The sequence below is a fragment of the Candidatus Centipeda massiliensis genome (assembly GCF_900290285.1).
In the GTDB taxonomy this organism is placed as follows: domain Bacteria; phylum Bacillota; class Negativicutes; order Selenomonadales; family Selenomonadaceae; genus Centipeda; species Centipeda massiliensis.
The window spans coordinates 18,316-39,663 of the sequence record NZ_LT985754.1; the positions used below are offsets into that span (position 1 = coordinate 18,316).

Sequence of the window (21,348 nt, forward strand, 5' to 3'; positions counted from 1 at the left end):
GCTACGCCCTCCTTTCATAGACGCACTTTACATCCTTGTAAAAATTTTTATCCGGCAGGAGCAGATACTCCGTCACACTGTGCGCGAGGTCTTTTCCCTGCTTATAATCTATGGCGAACAGTCCCGCAGCAGTCTTTACTGCCATCCCCTTTGTGTCCCTTCCATAGAACGCCGCGAGTTCCTTCTGCACTGCTTCCAGTTTTTCCTGTGTCGAAGCGCCGACCAGATTCGCACGGACTGCCGCGAGCAGTGTATCCGTCGGTATCCTGTCTCCCGAAAACACCCCATGCGCCAGCAACGTACCCACACCCTCACAGACGCACTCTGCAAGACGATCATGTACTGCTTTCTCAGGGATGAGGCTCACATTCTCCTCGCGCAGACGACGTTCCAGCCGCTCCCTGAACATCTCGCAGCCGCGATAGATCTGATCCGCATCATCGACGTACAGGAGCGACATGAGCGCCCGCCCGCTATAGTCAAGGATCTCCCTGTGCAGCGCCGCTGTCATCATAGCGCGATTGATAGCGGCGATCTTCTCTGCCGCCCCCTCCGCAAAGAATTTAACATCCAGCACGTGATTGGAGGACACCCTATCAAATTTTACGATAACAGGCTGTACCATCCCCTCCGTGTGACAGAGCGCATACCCCTGCCGACTGTTCCCAAGGTAGATCGCATCTGCGGGATGAACCCCGATGGTATTCGCGACTGCCTCTTGATCGTCCTTCGCCACAATTCGATGGATGATCTTATTCGAGGAGTTCTTGATGACATCGGGGGCAATCTTCGTTGGGATCTGCTCCGCAACGATCACGCCCTGCCCGTAGGAGCGCATTTCGGCAAGCATATTCGTGAAATGCTCGACCGCCTTACCCTTCGCATTTCCGACCTCCTTGTCCATCTCTGCGGGGACATTCTTAAGTAGGCGGTGCGCCTCCTCAATCACAAGCAGATGCTGCAGCCCCTTCTCTGCGCCCAGTTCCTTTGCCGTCTGCCGGCACTCGTTGACGTATATGATCAGAAGCCCCAGTCCGAATGCCTTGTCCGCATCATCCGCCAGACCCTCGAGTTCGATCACGACATTACTGCCGAGCATTTCCTTCATATTGGGAAATTCGACCGTATTGAAGAGATAACCTTTTGCGCCGACGCAGAGGCTGTCAATCCGCGCCTTGATGGCACTCTTGATGTTACCCTTCAGCTCATGGTCATATTCCATCCCATGCTCGAGATAGTAGTCAATCTCCTCTTTCAAGTCCTGCATCGTCGGGAAGAAGAAATGATGGCCCTCCTGCTCATAGCTGCGGCGCAGCGCCTCCTCCTCAAACAGTCCGCTGATGCGACTGCGATCTCCAAAGCACGGATGGAAGCCAAAGACCAGGTTCCACCCCCTGCGCTCATAGATGCGGTACAGGCATTTTTCAAAGATATACGGCATGGGACCGTAAAATCCGAAGGAGGCACTGAACAGATCCTTCAGTGCGTCGATATGCTGCTGGGGACTGATGCCCGGCATGATGTAGAACGGATTCATGCGCAGGCTATTGAGTTCCGGTCGTCCCAGCGTATATACAGTGAGTTCGCCGTTGATGACGATATTGCGGTATTCCTTTTTGGCAGGTTCGACAACGAGGAACGGCTTCTTCGCCACTGCGAGGATCTTCTTCACCGTATTCGTTTTCCCGCTCCCCGTAATCCCGCAGACAAAGGTATGCTTGTTCAGTGCCTCATCGTCCAGCCCAAATGGGACATTCCCGAGCAAACGGTCATACTCGCATAGCTTCCCCAGTACCCGTTTCGCAGGGACACCCCCATAGTTCAGTGCATACCCCTTGGACTCACGCAGCTCGAATCCGACCGTATTGTCCATCGGAATAGTGCAGATCCCACAGAGTTCCTCCGAGGTGAGCAGACTAGACAGCTTCGACGCTCCTCCCGAGAAAAAATCCTTCGGAATCATCATCTGCACAGCGCCACCCTTGCGCTGTACTCTGCGCGAAAGGGTGACAGGCGGCAGCACCTCCGGAAGCCCCGCAGCCATTTCGCTATAGAGATAGCCCCGCAAAATACTGTCCGCCACTGCCCGATCTGAGGAGAACGACACAAAGGACTCCCACATCCCGATGTTGCGTCCAATCTTCAACCGCTCGACCTGCGTTTCCGCCATCTTCATAAGTTCGAGGGCAAAGCCGTTCTGAACATCCGCCGTCACGCTCTTATTTTTGCTGATGGTCCGACTGATGGCATCGCTGTAGCCGTAGGTCTCCTGATGCCCCGTATTTTTCGACACATTGATGCCGCAAAGCGTACCGATCAAGCCACCGGCAAGCGCCCCCTTTGGTCCCGCAGCCGCCAGCCCTGCAAGTGCGAACAGGGGCGCAGCGGATACGCCCATCGTCGTTCCTTCGGACTCCGTCTCGTTGTAGGAGTCGGTATGCGTATTCCCCTCACTGTAGCCCTCCTGCATGGATAGGGTACGCTTGGAGATGGCAAAACTCTGATCCTGTATGCGGATTGCAGCGTTGATCTTGTCCGCGATCTGCTTCGCAGGTATGGGACGACAGAGTGTGAGCATCGTATAGTTCTGCCCGTTCAGTGCGCGCATGAGGACAGAGAGGTCTCTTTCCTGATACGCCCCCTCAATCTTCAGCGCGGGGACACCGCTGACACAGCCCTCATAGCGCTCTGCCGCTGACTGCACCGTATGGGAAAGCGCCGCATTACACTCCTCGAGTTTGATGCCGGGAAAGATTCCCTGCACAACAATCTTTACATCGTCGCGCTGTACTCCGCCCTCTGCGTTCTGCAGACCGAGAACGAGCGAGGTTTCCCCTTCGCGACTAACGAGTCCGTAGCAGATCGCCTGTTGCATTGCATAGGCGGCGGTAAAAATCTTCTGCATCTTATCTGCAAAGTAGGCAAATTTGTCCTCTACATCGTAGATCGTACACTCCACGATACGGTAAAAGACGAACTGACGCAGGATCTCCTCCTCCGACACTGTCTCGATTGCCTGAAATTCGGTCTGCGTCAGTTCATAGACAGGATAGAACTCGCGCAGGAATGTCTCCGTGTGCCGTCCGAGCGTCAGCGTATCGTTCTTGAACGACCGCAGTTCCGTCTTCTCAGTCGATCGTACTTCTGTACTCATTGCTCCACCAGCTTTCTCTCCAATGCCGAGATTTTTTCATCATAGTATGCGTCAATACTGTCCACCCATGCGCAGAGGGACTGCGTAACGTTCTGAAAATATGCATCCAGCAGGGCGGCGGCACTGTCACGTCCCGCTCCTCCTCTCCTCCGGAGCATACCGCCTCTAAGGAGAATCGCCATCAATGCCACAATCAATGCGGCAATTCCGACGGGCGGCATCACTATCATGGTGATGATGATGACCCCACCAACCACTATGACCGCGCCAGAACGAACCCATTTGTTGAGTGTGGCTCTGCTCTCCTCATAGTTGATCTGCGCGGGGATATCGAAGACGAATTTCTCGTTCAGCTCCGTCAGGATATCCAGTTCATAAAATGCTGCTTGATTGTGTGGTGTGCTGTAAAGCTGCTTGGCAAGCGTCTTCTTCATGAGCATATTGTAGACGCCCGAGAGGAGCATCTTGCTCTCCGGCGTGAGCCTGTTCACCGTGGCACGCACCGTCTGATCGAGCAATGCGTGCCCCTCCAGACCGGAGGAGAGTGCATCTGTGCGAAGGGATTTGATCAGGAGGTCAATATGCTGACGAATCTTCTCCTTTTCATCGTACGTCAACATAGTTCGCGATCACACCTTTCAGCTTCATCGTATTGGTCTGCTCCTCCGCAATCAGATGCAGATTCTGCTCCAGACGCGCGATATCCCGCTGGCGCTTTTCATTGTCCTCCTTGTCCCGTAGCAGTTTGTCATATTCCTGCTCCATGCTCTCTTTATTTTCTGTGAGTTTTTTTGTGTATACCTTCCTACACGCTTCGATATAGTCAATCACATTGTCGACCATCTTTGGGACGATGTCTGCTTCCAGTCTCTCGCGGATGCTTTTCGCCACCAGTCTGACATGCTTACGCCGGGAATAATAGGGGGTTCGCTCTACGGATTTGAATGTATACCCCGTCTCTATCTCCTTGTATTCATCGGAATACATTTGTGTCAGAGTTCGAATCAAATCAAAATCCGATTCTGTAAAATTCGGCAAATAGATGTCTGCCGAAATAGCGTCGGATGCCTCCAGCTGAACCAGTCGCTCATTGCACGCTCCAAGGAATGATTCTGCAATCTGCGCACGAACATCCTTGGAGCGCTCAATGGCATCAAACGTCATTGTTTTCATTTGCCGAAAGGTCTGATCGTTAATTTCATATTCGGGCAGATCGCTAAAATTGTTCAATTCCCTTGCATATTCATTCTTCAGTTTCTCTGCAGTCAGATGAACGATGCCATTCCTATTCAGGGTATCTGTGTACTCATTGTATATTTCGACAACTCCATCATTTATTTTATTGTATATCACCTGGATTTCTTCTTTCTTTTCGCGAATGGCATGCTCCAGCGCCGCAGGGTCGTGAAGATGCTTTTTCGCCATCTGAAGGGCATCAGAAAATTTGCCCTTATGCCGCCTGTATGCACTGTCGATATTCTCCACAAATCCCATGAGCTGAATATAATGTGCTTTTCGTGCAAACTTCTCCAAAGAGGCATGCACATCATCAAAAGAGGACAATGCTTCCATCTTTGCTATATATTGAGCCACGTCGTCGCGACTCTGCAGCCAGCAGATACTTGCCGGAGCAAAGTCATTGCCCTCCGCATCCATCTGTTTATAATACGCACCAATGCGCTCCGCAGTCTCAAGCATGCGACAATGGTTCAGAACAAGCTGGATCTTGCTGTCGACAAAGAGGAGTTTTTCCTTGTCAATATCCTTGCTGTACAGATTAACCGCCTGATCCCTAAGACGGTCGAAGTCCTGTTTAGAAAGATCGGCTATCCGTGTGAACGTGAGAAACAGGGACTCCTTCTGCTTTTCCTTGCATCCGTTATGGAAAAAGTTCATGAACGAGGTAGATTCCAGTGCCTGACCGCTCAGGGATTTCACAAAGATGACCGCATTCGCGTGAACAAGGTATTCCTCGGCAATGCGCCCCACGCTCCCGTTTGCGCCCGTTCCAGGGCTGTCAATGATCGTGATGCCACGCATGGCATCCGGCAGCGGACACTCGATCTCAATCTCCGTGATGATCTTCTTCCAATTCTGCTGCTCCTGTTTGATGTACTGGCGAATCAGATTATTGTATGTATCTTCATTGAGATTGTAAAAATTATTCCCCCGTTCAGCCTGCAGGAATGCACTGATCTCGCTCTCCGGTATCGCCTTCCCCCGTGCCGGCAACAGCAATTCGCTGTTGATGGTCGAAACGGGAATCTGACGATAATCATCGGAAAGGGCTGCGTGCTGTTTCAGGAAATTCCGGATGCCCTCCGCTCCACGCACGCGTGTTTGCCCGCCGCCTGCCATCCGTGCCAGCAGACAAAAATCACCGCCATGCCGGATTTTGATAATCGCGCTCGTACACTGCCGCACGTCCATCGGCACGACCTCTGTGCCAAGGTATGCATTGATAAAGGTGGACTTGCCGCTCTTTGCCTCGCCCAGAACCATGAGGACGAATTCTTCATCCTTAATCTTCTGTGCCTGGATTTTCATGCTCTCATCTACGCTCACCCCTGCTTTTTGGCAGAAGTTCTCGTATGCGTGATAGAGCGAGAGAACTTCTTTTTTGTTTTGCTGATAATCTTTTGCAATCATCTTCATACCTCCACACCATAGCAAAAGGACTCATGCGAGAGATTTTCTTGATTTTATATAAATTCTATCTTTCTGTATCATTACCCTTCATTGATTTTTATCTTCATCAAGAACTCGTATCAAGGCTCCGCATATGTCATGAGATGCTCGGTAATCGATTTCGACCATGTCGGAGGTATGCCCGCACCTTTGGCAAACGAGGAGATCATCGCACTGAGTGCCTCAAAGTTCGTGCGCACGCCCGCCACGTCACAGGCGAACGTGGCGGCATTCTCGGTGGGGATGCCGATGTCTCCTGCGACCTTCACTGCGTCGATGTTCGCACCGAGAAGGATGAACGCCCAGCCCTCCTCTTCCTGCTGCTGTACCAACGCCCGCACTCTGTCAGGTGTCCAGTAGTCCCCGCTCTCGGGCTCGATCTTCGCGTTGTCCGTGACAATGATGAACATTGTACGCATGGGGCGATCCTCGGGGCGCGTCCTCCGGTACTCCTGCCGAGCCATGTGAATGCTGGCGCCGATGGAATCGAACACTCCCCCTCTGCCACGCGAGCTGTCCTGCTCTACGAAATCTTCGGGATGTTCACGTCTATACTGTCTCGCAAGGGTAAGGAGACGCGTAAAGCAGCCCTGTTCGATGAGCGCGGACTCCTCGGTGATCGGCACGCGGGTATTATGGTCAATGCAATGGGTGATCTTTTTATGGTCGATGCAACCGGCGATCTCTTTCCAGAGCCAAACAAGGATATCCGACCGCTCCTCCCTGAGCCGCACGATCATATCGTTGAATCCGTCGATCACATCGGACTCAAGATCCACCATCGGTCCGCTCAGCTCCAACAGGAATACGAGTTCCGTCATCGCCCCGCTGCCGTCCACTTCGAGATAGCCCCTCCGACTGTCCGCCTGTCCCTTTGCCTCTGCCATGATGATTTCCTCCTCTGTACATGGTTGCTCTCTCCTAATAAAACAGCACCTCAGATTGGATGATGATGCTGAACTTATCAGTGCTTTTGTAAGTATATTGAATTGCATGGACAAATAAAGTCTATATCAAGCATATCTCAAAAACTTTTTCTCATCTGCATAGATATCCTCTATACTGTAATTTATCACTCGTTTTAATTTCCTGATAATTATAACATAAGGAGTATCAATCATACAAGATTCTTCTCACATGACACAAACCATTGTGTTCTCTTTTCCAAGGATCACACAATGGTTTGTATATGCCCGTCTATTTCTTTTTATTCTGTGGCACGACGAATTTCTGATACCATTCTTCGATCGGCTCGGGCTTGCCCGTATCGTAGATGAACATCTCTCGCGTATTCGGCTCCACCAGAACATCATGGAGACGGGTCATGCCACGAATCTGGAACATATAGTATTCTCTGTCCGAGCCGGAAACCTTGTGGAGTTTCTGGTCGCTGCCACCGACTTCAACGACAACGGGGAATGTGTGTGCGTCGAGCCATGCCTGAAAGAGCCCCTTTGCCTCACTGTAAGAGATCGGCTGTCCATTGTTCCCTGCCGCGCTCTGCGGACTTTGAACCGACGAAAAGGCTTTCTCGATCAGCGCCGACAAGATCAGCTTGTTCTGCGGCACCTCATTGAACGCCAGATATGCTGTCTCAAACGTCCCCTGCTGCTCGTTGACGACGAATTGAATCCGCGCTTTCACCGGTGCATCCTGATAGGTGCAATCTCCCGTAAACTCGACAACCTCTCTGCCGTCCTCCGCCTTAAAATGTTTCCACTGCGGACTGCCGAAAAAGGCGGTGAACGCCTGCTCATAGCTCACAGACGGATGACTGCTCGGATAGCCGTTCCTGACCATCTGCACGTATTTATCGTTGGCACTTTGCGAATGCGCGATGGTATCCTCCACATCTTTCCCGATGCTGTCCACAACACTGCTGGAGCAGGCAGTGCACAGAACAAGGATCAGTATGGAGGAAATCAACATTAGCTTTTTCATTGGAATACCTCTCTTTCAAAAATTCTAAACACGAGCGAATCGCCGCGCCACTGCCAAAGCTGCTGCAGTGCTGCGGAGAACTTATGAGAACCTATGATATCTCCCAAGAGTGCACCGCACACGAGCGTTCATCCCGCTTTGAAATTATAGATCGGCTTCAGCACCTCGATCACGTCCACGCTGTCCTCGATTACGTCAATGATGTCTGCGAGGGACTTGTACGCCATCGGCGCCTCGTCGAGCGTGTTCTCGTTGACGGCGGTGGTGTAGACATCCGCCATTGTTTCGCGGAACTCCTCCATTGAGAGGCGTTCCTTTGCTGCCGTGCGTGACATGAGGCGCCCCGCCCCGTGCGGCGCGGACCAGTTCCAGTCGGGATCACCGCGCCCGACCGCGAGGATGCTGCCGTCGCGCATATTAATTGGGATGAGGACACGCTCGCCCGCATGCGCCGCAATCGCGCCCTTGCGCAGGATACGCTCGTCGGTCGCAATGTAGTTGTGTACCGTGTGGAACGCCTCGCCCGCCGTGAGTCCCGCGCGCTCCAAGAGGACGCGTGCAATGACCTCGCGGTTTCGCCGTGCGAAGTTTTGGCAGATCTCGATGTCGTGCAGATAGTCCTCGAGATAACTGCCGAAGAGGAAGGCGAGATCGGCGGGAATCTCCGCAGCCCTTGCCTTGAAGTCCCGATTCAGCGCCTTGATCGCCTCCTGCAGCTCACTGCGCCGCCCCTCTGCCTTGTAGCGACGGATGAGTTCGTCGCGCGCACGGAACAGTTCGTCCTTGCCGTGCGATAGGTCAATGGCGATATTCTGGTAGTATTCGGCAACCTGCTTGCCGAGATTGCGGCTGCCCGTGTGGATGACGAGGTAGTTCGTGCCGTCCGCGCTGCGGTCAATCTCGATGAAGTGATTGCCGCCGCCGAGTGTGCCAAGGCTGCGTGCGATACGCTTCGTGTCCTTGAGGGCGCGGTAGCAACGCAGCTCCGTGAGGTCAAATCGCTCCTGCCGCCCATCCCAGAGATTGCGCCCCGACGGGACGAAGTGTGCCGCCTCATCAAAACGAGCGAGGTCGATCTCCCCCTTGCCGAGGTCGACCGTATACATCCCGCAGCCGATGTCGACGCCGACGAGGTTCGGGACGACCTTGTCCCACACGGTCATCGTCGTGCCGATCGTGCAGCCCTTGCCCCAGTGCACATCGGGCATGATGCGGATGCTCGCCCCCTCCGTGAACTCATAGTCGCACATCCGACGGATCTGCTCGACCGCCTCGTCCTCGATCACCTTTGCGTATGCAATCGCGACGCCGCAGCGGCCGCGTATCTCCATTCGATCCATTGTCATTTGTGTTCCTTCCCTAGTTCAAAGAAATCACGAGCGCGATCAGAAATTTGACGCCCATGACGCCCCAATACAGTACTTTTACGATGGCGTATGCGACCAGCAGTGCAAGTACAGAGACGCATTCGCCAACGAGCTTCAGCATTCCTTTGATCGTTTCCATCGCTCACCTACCTGCGGAAAATCCGCCCATCATCCGCTCCGTCGTGAAATATGCCGCCGCGCCAGATGCCGGGAAAACTGTTCCACCCGTGCGTGAGTGCGTCGAATGTGCGATAGCCATCCAACATACATGCCGGGCATGGGCTTTGCACGAATTTCACCAGTCCAAGGCGGTAGGGGCAGCGCGCGCAGGGTGGACGCACGGCACGAAATACGTTCTGCAAATTCTTCAAAATTTCCATCTCACTCGCCTCCGAACGATTTCTCCTTCATCTATGCTCATTCTAGCAGAACATCCATCGCCATAGGTCGCCTAGCGGGCGACATTTTCTTTATCGGTATCGTAAAGGAATCACTGATAAATTCTCACGTCACAGCACATCCATCCCCATCTCGTACAGGATTCCGTTCACCGTATCGATGTCGCAGCCCTCCAGGATGCAGAACTCCATGACGAGGTCGTATGCGCGCGCGGGCGAGATACTGTACCCCGCGCTCGCGAGAAGATCCCGTGCCTCGTCGATATTCAGCCTGAGTGCAAAGATGAATGCGTAGATGACCTTCGCGGACGGTGCCTGTCCGTTACGGATCTTGGAGAAATACTTGCGATCAATGCCCGCGCGCTTGTACGCCTCCGCATCGGTCATACCGCGCTCGCTGATGAGGCGCAGGAGGCGATCGGAGAAAGTTTCCTGCGGTTTGTCCAGTTTGCTTTTGAGGCGTGAGAGGATGTTGTCAAGATGTGTGCCGATACCGGGAGCGATGGCTCCCGCACCGAACACCACCGGCTCTTCCATTGCGTCGCGCCGCCGAATGCCGTGCCGCTCGCGTGCCTCCTCAAAGGGACGCGGCGCAGGGTGCGGCATCTTGCGCGATGCTTCCTCAATCACGTCGCCGACATCAAGCAGATGCTCGGCAATATAGCGGCGAATCTTTGCAAGAAGCTCTGCGGATGGTGTTTTGTGCGGCGGTATCATGGACATTCCCCTTTCTGTTATTTCTTTCATAAAATTTTAACACAGGGGTTTTGTCCCTGCAAGAGATTTGTGGCACTATGATAAACGTTACAGACAAAAGCAAATGCAGTACTCCAAAGCAAACCCTAGTGGAGCAAGCGGCGTAGAGTGTGCGACCCGCCCCCTGCGGATTTTAATCGGAGGGGCGCAGCGCGTTTGGAATCCGCAGGTATTGGGGAATCACGAACGCAATGATGCTGTTCAGATTGGTGCAGATTTTCCGTCCTATCAAGGAGATTAACCGGAAGCATAGCGGTGGCTATGCTGAGGATTGATCGACGCAGAGAGGGCGAAAAAGATGTGCCAAGATGGAGAGCTGAATGCGTCCGTGATTCCCTCGCGGACGAGCACACGTCCGCTTGCGCAACGAGGGTTCTGCGTGGAGTACGCAGTGCGAATCCGTAACTGTTGCCATAGACCTAGATTTGTTTTCATTGATTTATCACAGATACAACCATCCTAGTTTATGTTTGCGATATCGCTGCAAGCGCCCCCACCGGCTCACTTTGTTCGCCACCTCCCCCGCCTTGGCAGGGGAGGCTTTTCGTTCCCGCTCAGCTGCGAGCGTCCTTGCTCTGCGCGAGATGCTCGCTGATCTTCTGCGACCATGTCGGCAGAGCAACACCCGTCGCGGAAAACTCCAGAATCATCGCCCCGAGCGATGCGAAGTTCTCGCGCACGCCCGCCGCGTCACAGGCGAACACGGCGGCGTTCTCGGCAGGGATGCCGAGATCTCTTGCAACCTGCGCTGCATCGATGTTCGCACCGAGGAGGATAAACTCCCAGCCCACCTCCTTTTCCTGCCGCTCTAGCAGATCCCGCAGCCGGTCAGGCGTCCAGTAGTACAGGCTCGCGTTATCCGCTCCGCCCGTGATGATGACGAACATCGTACGCGCGGGGTTCTCGGGATAATGCTTGTACACGTACCTAGCGCGGCAGACAACACCGCCTATCGCATTGATCAGCACCCTTCTGCCGGGCTTGCCGTCCTCTAGTGTGATGGGCGCGGGAGCAGCTTGGCGTGCAACCTGCTCCCGCATGATACGGAGGCGCTCAAAGAAGTCCTGTTCCATGCGTACGGAGTCCGCGGTGATCGGCACACGTTCATCAACGTACAAGCTAAAATCAGCGAACTGCCAAGTAGTAACAAGGATATCCGTCCTCTCCTCTCTGAGCCGTGCAATCATGCCGTTGAACCCGTCGATGATATCGGACGCAAAGTCCGCCATGGGCTCGCTGACGTCCATGAGGAATACCAGCTCCGTCTGTCCGTTTGTCTTTGCCTCTGCCATGATGATTTCCTCCATATCTCTTGACCGCTTCCGTAAGTATAGCGAATGGCATGGACGAAAAAAGTCCATGCCAAACGTTATTTCAAAAAACTTTTCACGCTCTCTGCTTAAGGAATCGCTGATAAAATGAAGTCTGTCAGATTGGTACAGATTTTTCGCCCTGTCAAGGAGACAAACCGGACGCATAGCAAGGGCTATGTGGAGGATTCTAGGGCACAGAGAGGGCGGAAAAGATGTGCCAAGATGGCAGTGCTGAATTTATCAGTGCTTCCTTAACTGCGTCCGCTCTGACGCTTTGCAAGGTGTTCGCTGATCTTCGTCTTCCACCCCGCTCCGACGATACCCGTATGTGCGAATGCACACGTCATGTGCGAAAGCGACGCGAAGTTCTCGCGCACGCCCGCCGCGTCACAGGCAAACTCGACGGCATGATCGGCGCGGATGCCAAGTCCGTCCGCGACCTGTACGGCGTCGATGTTCGCACCGAGGAAGACGAACTCCCAGCCCGCCTCCTTTTCCTGTTTCTTCACCATCGCACGCACCTGATCCGCCGTATAGCGCGTGCTTGCGTTCTCCATGCCATCGGTGGTGATGATGAACATGGTGCGTGCGGGGCGGTCTTCGGGGCGGGCGTACTTGTGCACGTTTTTGATGTGGTGGATCGCGCTGCCCATCGCGTCGAGCAGAGCCGTCGAGCCGCGCGTGTAGTACTCCTTGTCCGTGAGTGTTGGCACCTCTGCGATCCGCACGCGGTCGAGAATGACCTCGTCCTCGTGGTCAAAGAGAACCGTCGAGACGAGTACATCTCCCCCATCCCCTTTGTGCTGCGCGATCATGCCGTTGAACCCGCCGATGGTATCGGACTCCAACCCCGACATCGACCCGCTCCGATCCAAGATGAATACGAGTTCCGTCTGTCCGTTTGTCTTTGCCTCTGTCATGATGATCTCCTCCTCTGTACTATATGACCTCTTCTATGGTGTCGAGTATAGCAGGGAAACGGGGACGGGTGGTCGCATGACAGGCGACATTTTGAAAAAAGACAGTTTTCTTCTATAATAGAGTAACAACAACAGTAGGAGGGATTCCAATGATCTACACAACACACTACACCTCCCCGCTCGGCGGAATCACGCTTACAAGTGACGGCACGGCGCTCACGGGGCTGTACTTCGATGGGGAGAGGGATTTCCCCGATCTCTCGGCAGGGCGCAAAAAAGACCTCCCCGTGTTTGGAGAGGTCATACGGTGGCTCGATCTGTATTTCGCCGGCAAGGAGCCGGACTTCAGCCCTGCGCTCAAGCCCACGGGCACGGCGTTTCAGATGTCGGTATGGGAAATCCTGCGGACAATCCCATACGGGGAGACGACGACATACGGAGCAATCGCACGCCGCCTCGAAGAACAAACGAAAAAACGCATGTCGGCACAGGCGGTCGGCGGCGCAGTCGGGCGCAACCCGATCTCGATCATCGTCCCCTGCCATAGGGTGATCGGAGCGGACGGCAGCCTCACGGGCTATGCGGGCGGCCTGGACAAAAAGGAGTATCTGCTGCGGACGGAGGGATTTTATTCATAATGTCCTTTGCAGGAAAGAATTTCCAACCCGTTTGGGACAATGCGATAGATCAGTCGATTCTTTTCATCAATTCTTCTGCTCCAAAACCCACCGAGTTCACCCTTGAGTGGTTCCGGTTTTCCAACGCCGTCAAACGGATGCCGCTCCACATCCTTGAGCAGGAGATTGATCCGTTTCAGCGTCTTCTTGTCCTCTGACTGCCAGCCGATATAATCCTCCCACGCCTCATCCGACCATGTCTTATTCACCGTCTGCGACCTCAATCAAGTCATGCTGCACGCCCATGCCGGCATTGAGCTGGGCAATTCCACGACGCAGGTGTGCCATATTGCTTTCCGAGTAGAACGGATCCGGGTCCGCAGAGAGTTCAAATGGGATTTTGCGATCTCGTGCGACGCGCTTCGCAAAAATCAGAAATGCGGTGGAAACAGGCAGCCCGATCTCGTCACAAACTTCATGCAGACGCATCGACAAATCATCATCCATACGCACCATAACATCCTGCGCCATCTGTATCACTTCCTGTCATATATCCGTCAAATACTGCATGTTATTATACCACAAAAATTCTCCCTCACACAAGAAAACGCAGCCCCGCGCGGAGCTGCGTTTTTTTCGTCTCTATGCCTCAATCGCCGCATACCGTTCGCTGCGCAGCACCTGCTCCATATACTCGTACGGGGTAATGCGCCCGTCGACGACCATGGAAAAGATGCTCGGGCTGCAGCCGGAGACGAGCATGACGCCCTGCTCGTTCATCGTAACGGGCTGCTGACGGCTGCGGCTCTGGACGTTCCAGAACACGATGCGCGGCAGCGCATAGCCCGCCTCTGCGAACAGTTCCTTTGCCCGCTCGAAATTCATCACGTCCGCGTCCACGGTACAGGCATCGAACTCCATATCCGTGATGATGTAGAGTACGGAGGGCAGTTCCTCCTGCGGCACACGGTTCTTCACCGCTGCACGCAGGAGGAGACGGAACACCGCTTCAAGATTTGTGTTTGCCACCTCGTCAAAGCTTTTGCAGTAGTGTACACGCTCCACAATCGTCGCGCCCTTGATCTCGACAAGCCGCGGATTCTCGGAAAATGTGATAAAGTGCCCATGAAATGCGCCCGTATTGCGTTCGGCGAAGTAGATGGCAAGCGAGAGCGCGACGCTGCTCGGCAGGGGGTTCCCGCCCCAGTACATCGAGCCGGAGCCGTCGAGCACGACGAGTGCATTCTCTCCATGCGTATAGTCGGGCAGTGCGCTCCATGTGACATCAAGGGTACGCGCCTCCTCTTGCGGGATGTGCGGTGTCACTGCTCCACTGAGCGGGCGGATGATCTCGTAGGGATAGAGCGTTCCCGTATGCAGCTGCTCCTCCCCATGCTCCACGCGCGACAGAAACGCCTTGTACCGCTCCACGTCGTTGCGCCAGAACGCCGCGCGGTACTTGAACATCGCCTTCGACGGCTGCTTTGTGTAGTCAAAGGTATAGTCCCTCGTGCGCAGGGCATTCTCGATGAGTGCAATGCGGCGGCGCAGACGGACGAGCATCCTGCGGTAGTCCGCCTCCCTCATCCCGAACAGAACCGCGAGCCGCCGCGCCTGTCTGCGCGCCGCACGCGAGGAGGTGTTGACGGACGGCAGCCACTTCGCGAGAAGGGAGACCGGCTTTTCCTCCCATGCGGCACGCAGATCTTTTTCAAGCTGTGCGCGGATGAGTCGGACAGCGGCGACCTCCAAGGGCGTGTCGAGGAGGACGAGCAGATCGTCCCAGCGACCGTACCCCGGAACGAATTTCAGATTCTTTTCGAGAGATGCGGGCGAAGCGAAGGCGAGATGGCTCAGCAGCACGCGAAAGAGCCGCCGCTCGCCGAGTCCCCCGCGCACGTCGCGCGCGTAGAAGAGTGTGCGCAGGGCGTACAGTGGATGCGCGGCAAAGGCACGCGTAAAGCGCACGATGATCTCCGCCTCGCCCGCCTCCCGCAGCGCGCCTGCCGCCGCAAAGAAGTCAAGTACGTCTGAACCGGAGCTTGCATACGTCGCGGCATCGTTCTCCGTCCGCGTATAGGTTCGGTTGCTTCCCTCTTTCAGCGCGTCCAGCATCGCTTATCCTCCTTTGCGCAAAATGTCCGACCCAGATGCGGATGCACTGTGCCGGACACATTCATTCACCGCAGCAGACTGCGGACATATACGGACAAGATGCCGCAGACGGAGGCGACGCGCCGCCCCGTCCTGCGGGGTCGTCGAACCCCGCTGCTGTTTTACAGACAGTTGATGTATTGCTGTTGGCATCTTTTGCAAGACACGATTTCACGCCGACGATCCCCATAGGGAATCCCTTCGGTATTCCGAAGATTGCTGTTCATGTCTTGCATTTATTGTAGCATAAACGCTCCTTTGTTTCAAGGAACACTGCTACTTCTTCACCTCGTTCGCCGTGTGCGCGGCATGCGCCGCCTGTGTCTGCTGCGCAATCGCATCGCAGACGCACCCGCCCGCAGGCGTAACGGTGCCGCGCTTGCGTGCCTTGTGCGCCTCATAGCGGCGCTTGCCCTCCTCGAAGGCGGCACGCGCCTCCTCGGTGTCGAGTGTGAGCGGCGGGACGGTCTTCGGACGCGCGTTGCGATCCAGCGCGACCATGGTGAAGTATGCCGAGAGACCGAGCTGCGGATCGCCGCCGTCGTCCAGATCCTCAACGATGACGTTGACGGCGACCTCCATCGAGCTGTGCCCGACATAGACGATGTCCGCCGTCACAACGACGAGGTCGCCAATGCGGATCGGCAGATGGAACTCCAGCTCGTCCACGCGTGCCGTGACGACGTTCGAGCGCGCATACCGCCGCGCCGCTGCGTACGCCGCCGAGTCCATCAGCTTCATGATCTCGCCGCCGTGCACGTTCCCGTTTGGGTTCGCCTGACTCGGCATCATGACCTCACTGATGACGATGCGGCTGTCCTTCATCTTGCATTCTTTCATTTATATATCTCCCCTATCAAAATATTTTTTATCAGAGCATCCACTCTACCACGCTTTGCTGAAAATAATCCGTTGCATTTGCTACGTTCCTTGACAGGCACGTACATTTCGGTGGTATAATTTGCGCAGGGAAATGATCTGACAAAGGGGGATTTCAATGTATCTGGAAAAAATCACATCGCCCGCCGACATCAAGGGCTATACGGCGGAGCAGCGCAGGGAGCTCGCGCGCGAGATGCGCGGCGCACTTTTAAAACGTGCAAGCATACACGGCGGGCATTTCGGTCCGGACTTCGGCATCGTCGAGGCGATCATCGCGCTGCACACGGTCTTTGATTCGCCGACGGACAAGATTGTCTACGACGTGTCGCACCAGTCCTACCCGCACAAGATGCTGACGGGGCGCGTGGAGGCATACATCGACGAGGACAAATACGACGAGGTGTCGGGCTATACGAATCCGGAGGAGAGCCCGCATGACTTCTTCAACGTCGGGCACACGTCGACCTCGATCAGCCTTGCCTCGGGGCTTGCAAAGGCGCGGGATCTCGCAGGGCGAAGCGAGAACATCATCGCGCTCATCGGCGACGGCTCCCTCTCGGGCGGCGAGGCTCTTGAGGGGCTGAACGTCGTCGGAGAGATGGAGACGAACTTCATCATCGTGTTCAACGACAACGGTCAGTCCATTGCGGAGAACCACGGCGGCATGTATAAGGAGCTGCGCCGTCTGCGCGAGACGAACGGGACTGCGCCGAACAACCTCTTTCGTGCGATGGGGCTCGACTACCGCTATGTGGCGGACGGCAACGACTGCGAGGCACTGATCGCCGCGTTCTCCGCAGTCAAGGACAGCGCTGCGCCCGTCGTCGTACACATCGTCACGCAGAAGGGCAAGGGCTACCAGTTCGCCGAGGAGGATCCCGAGACGTGGCACTACCGTATGCCGTTCGACGTGGAGACGGGCGCGTTGAAACATCCATACAAGGATCCATTCCAAGCGGCGACCGTTGATTTCATCAAGGCAGAGGCAAAGGTCCATCCGAACGTTGTCTTTCTCGCGGCGGGCACGATGGGCGGCATCGGACTCTCCCCCGCAGACCGCGCGGAGCTTGGCAGTCAGTACGTTGACGTGGGCATTGCCGAGGAGCACGCCGTTGCAATGGCATCGGGGCTGGCGCGCGGCGGTGCACGCCCGATCTTCGGCACATACAGCACCTTCTTTCAGCGCGTCTATGACCAGATGGCACAGGATGTCGCCGTCAATACGAGTCCGGCGGTCTTTCTCTCCGTCGGTGCATCACTCTACTACATGAACGATGTGACACACCTCGGCTTCTTCGACATTCCCCTCTTTGCGAACATCCCGAACCTCGTCTTTCTCGCGCCCGCGAGCCTCGACGAATACAAGGCGGTGCTGCGCTGGTCGGTCGCGCAGACGAAGCACCCCGTCATGATCCGCATGCCGGTCATGGGCTACGAGGAGAGCCCCTACCCCGTGCGCACGGACTACAGTGACCTCAACAAATATCAGGTTGTCACCGAGGGCGCGGAGGTCGCACTGATCGGTGCGGGCAATTTTGCGCAGCTTGCAAGTGCCGCCGCCGACCGACTTGCGGCGGAGGGCATCAAGGCGACCGTCGTGAGTCCGATCTTTCTCTCGGGGCTTGATACGGCGCTCCTCGAGCGGCTCAAGGAAAAGCACCGCCTCATCCTCACGCTGGAGGACGGCATCCTCGACGGTGGCTTTGGGCAGAAGATCGCCGCGTACTACGGCATGGACACAGCCGTCCGCGTGCGCTGCTACGGGCTTACGAAGGAGTTCCACGACCGCTACGACGCGACCGAGCTTGCGCGTGAGCACCATCTCACCGCCGAGCAGATCGCGGCGGATACACTGATGGCATTGAAGAATTGACGCGCCAATGCGTAAAACATAACGATAGGAGCTTTTATGAAAAAAGTTTTGATTATCTCAGGTCACCCCGACCTTGCAAATGACTCGTTTGCGAACAAGATCATCATGGAGGATCTGGCGAAGCTGCTGCCGGACGCCATCCTCGACGATCTCGGCGCCCTCTATCCCGACTACCAAATTGACGTTGCGGCGGAGCAGAAAAAGCTTGTCGCAGCGGACATCATCGTGCTGCAGTTCCCGATCTTCTGGTACAGCTGCCCGGCACTGCTCGCAAAGTGGCTGGAGGATGTCTTCGTGCGCGGCTTCTCGCACGGCTCAACGGGCAAGGCGCTCGCCCACAAGAAGCTCGTCCTCTCCTTTACCACGGGCGCACCCGAAAGCGCGTACGGCGAGGCGTTCCCCGCAGAGATGATGACGGGGCGCTTTTCGCAGACGGCAGGGCTGACGGGCATGGTCTACGAGGGTGCTGTCGCCACCTACGCCGTTTCCTACGCCGACCGCACCGATCCCGCGCGCGCTGCTGCCATGACGGAGGCATCTCATGCGCACGCAAAACGCCTTGTGGAAAAGATCACGTCCCTGCTCTAATCTTTGGATTTTGACAACCTCGGAGACACGCGCTCCGAGGTTTTTCTCTGTCTGCGTGTGGAAAGTTTACGAATTTTATCAGCGATTCGTTAGAATTTGTGCTATAATAAAAAGCAAACACTATTATAGGTCAATGGAGGGCTTTTCCCTTGTATCTTGAGAAGATCAACGAACCCGAGGACATACGCGGCTACAGCCCCGAGCAGCGCCGCATCCTCGCCCGCGAGATGCGCGATGCGCTGATCACGCGCACAAGTCTCATCGGCGGGCACATCGGTCCGAACCTCGGGATCATCGAAGCGACCATCGCACTCCACACGGTGTTCGACTCACCGCACGACAAGATCGTCTTTGATGTTTCCCACCAGTGCTACCCCCACAAGATGCTCACAGGGCGCGCAGGCGCGTACGTCCGCGCGGCAGAGTACGGCGATGTCTCAGGCTTTACGAATACGGACGAAAGCGCACACGACTTCTTCAACATCGGGCACACCGCAACGGGCATCAGCCTCGCCTCGGGGCTTGCCAAGGCGCGTGACCTTGCGGGCGGCACGGAGAATGTCGTTGTGGTCATCGGCGACGGTGCGCTGTCGGGCGGCGAGGCGTTCGAGGGGCTGAACGTCATCGGCGAGATGGGCACAAACTTCATCATTGTTCTCAACGACAACGACCAGTCCATTTCCGAAAATCACGGCGGGATGTACCGCAAATTCAAGGAGCTGCGCGATACAAACGGCACGGCGGAGGACAATCTCTTTCGCGCGCTGGGACTCCGCTACCGCTATGTCGCGGACGGACACGATACGGAGGAACTGATCCGCGTCTTCTCCGAGGAAAAAGACAGTGAGTGCCCCATCATCATTCATATCCGCACGCAGAAGGGCAAGGGACTCTCCTTTGCCGAGGACGATCCCGAGGGCTGGCACCGTCACGCGCCCTTTCATATTGAAAGCGGCATCCCAAAGCAGCCGTCCACACCTGATCCATACGCCGTCGCGACGGTGGACTTTGTCCTCGAAACGGCGCGGAAAAATCCGAACTTCGTCTACCTGTCGGCAGGCATCGTTGGGGGCATCAATCTCAGCCCCGCCGACCGCGCGGCACTCGGCAGTCAGTACGTCGATGTGGGCATTGCCGAGGAGCACGCCGTCGCGATGGCATCGGGGCTGGCACGCGCCGGAGCGTGCCCGATCTTTGGTACATACAGCAGCTTCTTTCAACGCACCTACGACCAGATGGCGCAGGATGTCTGCATCAACCGCAGCCCCGCCGTCTTTCTCGCGACGGGCACGTCCCTCTACCGCTCGACCGACGTGACGCACCTCGGCTTCTACGACATCTCGATTTTCTCCAACATCCCGAACCTCGTCTATCTCGCGCCGACGAGCGTCGCGGAGCACATCGCCGTCCTGCGCTGGGCGGTGGAGCAGCGGGAGCACCCCGTCATGATCCGCATGCCGTTCGCGGGCTATGAGGAAAGCCCCTACCCCGTGCGTACGGACTACAGCACGCTCAACAAGTCCATCGTCGTCACCGAGGGAGCGGATGTCGCGCTCATCGGCGTCGGCAACTTCGCCGCGCTCGCATCCGAGGCGGCAGACGAGCTCGCGCGTAAGGGAATCCGCGCGACCGTCGTGAATCCCCTCTACCTCTCGGGACTCGATACGGAGCTGCTCGATGCGCTGCGTGCAAAGCACCGCCTCATCCTAACGATTGAGGACGGCATCCTCACGGGCGGCTTCGGACAAAAGGTCGCATCGCATTACGGGAGAAAAGGCGATGTCCGCGTCATGAACTACGGTCTGCCGAAGGCGTTCTTCAACCGCTACGATCCTGCCGCGCTCGCACGCAAGTACCACCTTACTGCGCCGCAGATCGCGGCGGATGTGCTGCAGGAGCTGCGGTGACGGCTTTCTCGATTCTTTCAGGAAGCACTGATAAATTCAGCGATTCCTTAAAAAACAGCTTGCATTTTCCCCGGCGGCGCGTTATAATATCCTCTGTCAGCCACGGGGACGTAGCTCAGCTGGGAGAGCACCAGGTTCGCAATCTGGGGGTCGAGAGTTCAATCCTCTTCGTCTCCACCATCATTGACATCGTATGGAGGCATCCGAAGGATGCCTCCGTTTTTTGGTAGGAAGGTGCATGATGTTTCACAAAATGCGGCGCAGCGTCCAGCAGCTTTCATACGAGGACGCTGAGGCGGTACTCCTACGCGGCTCGGCGGGTGTACTCGCACTCACGGGCGACAAGGCGTTTCCCTACGCCGTTCCCATCAGCTACGTCTATGACGGTGAGCACATCTATTTCCACAGTGCAGCCGAGGGTCACAAGATCGACGCGATCCAGAAGAACCCGAATGCGTCCTTTGCCGTCATCGATCAGGACGAGGTCATCCCCGAGAAATATACAACCGCATACCGCAGCGCCATCGTCTTCGGCAGCATCCGCATCATCACGGACGATCATGAGAAAATGGCGGCGATCCACAAGCTCGCCGTGAAGTACGCACCCGAGGCCACAGAGGCACAGCATCGGGAGATGATCGACCGCACGTGGGATCGCTTCTGCATGCTCGAGATGAGCATCGCCCATATCACGGGCAAGGTTGGGAGCGCACTCATCGCAAAGAAATAAACACTTCCGCTTGCATCTCTGGACGCACACAGGGGCTGCTGTACGAAGCGAAAAGCTTCG

General features: G+C 55.9%; 21 protein-coding genes and 1 tRNA gene. 7 read left to right on the forward strand and 15 right to left on the reverse strand.

What is annotated here, in order from left to right:
• Position 1 precedes the first annotated feature (1 nt).
• The 10 genes from C8273_RS00110 to C8273_RS00155 form a co-directional block, all read right to left on the reverse strand.
• Entirely contained in the window at positions 2 to 3,154 is a 3,153-nt protein-coding gene (locus C8273_RS00110) for an ATP-binding protein (RefSeq protein ID WP_106625874.1), read from the reverse strand.
• Positions 3,151 to 3,774: a hypothetical protein gene (locus C8273_RS00115; protein WP_106625875.1), complete on the reverse strand. Its 624-nt coding sequence runs from the start codon at positions 3,772 to 3,774 to the stop codon at positions 3,151 to 3,153. Before C8273_RS00115 ends, C8273_RS00110 begins: the two co-directional genes overlap by 4 nt.
• Positions 3,758 to 5,803 carry a dynamin family protein gene (locus C8273_RS00120; RefSeq protein WP_106625876.1) on the reverse strand — a complete coding sequence of 682 codons (2,046 nt, stop codon included), beginning with the start codon at positions 5,801 to 5,803 and terminating at the stop codon, positions 3,758 to 3,760. Before C8273_RS00120 ends, C8273_RS00115 begins: the two co-directional genes overlap by 17 nt.
• 119 nt (positions 5,804 to 5,922) lie before the next feature.
• Positions 5,923 to 6,729, reverse strand: coding sequence for a hypothetical protein (locus C8273_RS00125; protein WP_106625877.1), 807 nt, complete (start codon positions 6,727 to 6,729; stop codon positions 5,923 to 5,925).
• Between the two features lie 310 nt (positions 6,730 to 7,039).
• Positions 7,040 to 7,783 (reverse strand): hypothetical protein, encoded by a 744-nt coding sequence (locus C8273_RS00130; RefSeq protein WP_106625878.1) that lies wholly within the window; start codon positions 7,781 to 7,783, stop codon positions 7,040 to 7,042.
• A 128-nt stretch (positions 7,784 to 7,911) separates the two neighbouring features.
• Positions 7,912 to 9,129, reverse strand: coding sequence for an RtcB family protein (locus tag C8273_RS00135; RefSeq protein WP_407695394.1), 1,218 nt, complete (start codon positions 9,127 to 9,129; stop codon positions 7,912 to 7,914).
• Between the two features lie 13 nt (positions 9,130 to 9,142).
• Entirely contained in the window at positions 9,143 to 9,289 is a 147-nt protein-coding gene (locus C8273_RS12595) for a hypothetical protein (protein WP_159060718.1), read from the reverse strand.
• 7 nt (positions 9,290 to 9,296) lie between these two features.
• A complete protein-coding gene (locus C8273_RS00140; protein WP_106625879.1) occupies positions 9,297 to 9,530 on the reverse strand; it encodes a molecular chaperone DnaJ in 234 nt (77 codons plus the stop codon).
• 129 nt (positions 9,531 to 9,659) lie between these two features.
• Positions 9,660 to 10,271, reverse strand: a complete 612-nt coding sequence (locus C8273_RS00145) for a hypothetical protein (protein ID WP_234343740.1) — start codon at positions 10,269 to 10,271, stop codon at positions 9,660 to 9,662.
• A 587-nt stretch (positions 10,272 to 10,858) separates the two neighbouring features.
• On the reverse strand, positions 10,859 to 11,596 hold the full coding sequence (locus C8273_RS00155) for a hypothetical protein (protein WP_106625881.1): 738 nt from the start codon (positions 11,594 to 11,596) through the stop codon (positions 10,859 to 10,861).
• Positions 11,597 to 11,722: 126 nt separating this feature from the next.
• Between C8273_RS00155 and C8273_RS12775 the strand changes: the two genes are divergently transcribed.
• Positions 11,723 to 11,872: a secretion protein HlyD gene (locus C8273_RS12775; protein ID WP_106625882.1), complete on the forward strand. Its 150-nt coding sequence runs from the start codon at positions 11,723 to 11,725 to the stop codon at positions 11,870 to 11,872.
• Here C8273_RS12775 and C8273_RS00165 read toward each other — a convergent pair.
• A complete protein-coding gene (locus C8273_RS00165) occupies positions 11,869 to 12,537 on the reverse strand; it encodes a vWA domain-containing protein (protein WP_106625883.1) in 669 nt (222 codons plus the stop codon). The genes C8273_RS12775 and C8273_RS00165 overlap by 4 nt on opposite strands.
• A gap of 149 nt (positions 12,538 to 12,686) precedes the next feature.
• Here C8273_RS00165 and C8273_RS00170 point away from each other — a divergent pair, with 149 nt between their 5' ends.
• Positions 12,687 to 13,175 (forward strand): methylated-DNA--[protein]-cysteine S-methyltransferase, encoded by a 489-nt coding sequence (locus tag C8273_RS00170; protein WP_106625884.1) that lies wholly within the window; start codon positions 12,687 to 12,689, stop codon positions 13,173 to 13,175.
• Here C8273_RS00170 and C8273_RS00175 read toward each other — a convergent pair.
• From C8273_RS00175 to C8273_RS00190, 4 genes are all read right to left on the reverse strand, one after another.
• Positions 13,166 to 13,423: a Txe/YoeB family addiction module toxin gene (locus C8273_RS00175; protein ID WP_106625885.1), complete on the reverse strand. Its 258-nt coding sequence runs from the start codon at positions 13,421 to 13,423 to the stop codon at positions 13,166 to 13,168. The genes C8273_RS00170 and C8273_RS00175 overlap by 10 nt on opposite strands.
• Positions 13,416 to 13,685, reverse strand: a complete 270-nt coding sequence (locus tag C8273_RS00180) for a type II toxin-antitoxin system RelB/DinJ family antitoxin (RefSeq protein ID WP_106625886.1) — start codon at positions 13,683 to 13,685, stop codon at positions 13,416 to 13,418. Before C8273_RS00180 ends, C8273_RS00175 begins: the two co-directional genes overlap by 8 nt.
• A gap of 111 nt (positions 13,686 to 13,796) precedes the next feature.
• On the reverse strand, positions 13,797 to 15,269 hold the full coding sequence (locus C8273_RS00185; RefSeq protein ID WP_106625887.1) for a DUF2828 family protein: 1,473 nt from the start codon (positions 15,267 to 15,269) through the stop codon (positions 13,797 to 13,799).
• Positions 15,270 to 15,584: 315 nt separating this feature from the next.
• Positions 15,585 to 16,148 (reverse strand): acyl-CoA thioesterase, encoded by a 564-nt coding sequence (locus C8273_RS00190; RefSeq protein WP_106625888.1) that lies wholly within the window; start codon positions 16,146 to 16,148, stop codon positions 15,585 to 15,587.
• Positions 16,149 to 16,305: 157 nt separating this feature from the next.
• Between C8273_RS00190 and C8273_RS00195 the strand changes: the two genes are divergently transcribed.
• From C8273_RS00195 to C8273_RS00215, 5 genes are all read left to right on the forward strand, one after another.
• The gene (locus C8273_RS00195; RefSeq protein WP_106625889.1) at positions 16,306 to 18,063 is read left to right on the forward strand and encodes a 1-deoxy-D-xylulose-5-phosphate synthase; all 1,758 of its coding nucleotides are present in this window, start codon (positions 16,306 to 16,308) and stop codon (positions 18,061 to 18,063) included.
• Between the two features lie 36 nt (positions 18,064 to 18,099).
• Complete coding sequence (locus C8273_RS00200) at positions 18,100 to 18,651, forward strand: NAD(P)H-dependent oxidoreductase (RefSeq protein WP_106625890.1); 552 nt, start codon at positions 18,100 to 18,102, stop codon at positions 18,649 to 18,651.
• Between the two features lie 149 nt (positions 18,652 to 18,800).
• Positions 18,801 to 20,558, forward strand: a complete 1,758-nt coding sequence (locus tag C8273_RS00205) for a 1-deoxy-D-xylulose-5-phosphate synthase (RefSeq protein WP_106625891.1) — start codon at positions 18,801 to 18,803, stop codon at positions 20,556 to 20,558.
• A gap of 104 nt (positions 20,559 to 20,662) precedes the next feature.
• Positions 20,663 to 20,738, forward strand: a tRNA-Ala gene (locus C8273_RS00210).
• A gap of 61 nt (positions 20,739 to 20,799) precedes the next feature.
• A complete protein-coding gene (locus C8273_RS00215; RefSeq protein ID WP_106625892.1) occupies positions 20,800 to 21,288 on the forward strand; it encodes a pyridoxamine 5'-phosphate oxidase family protein in 489 nt (162 codons plus the stop codon).
• Positions 21,289 to 21,348 lie beyond the last annotated feature (60 nt).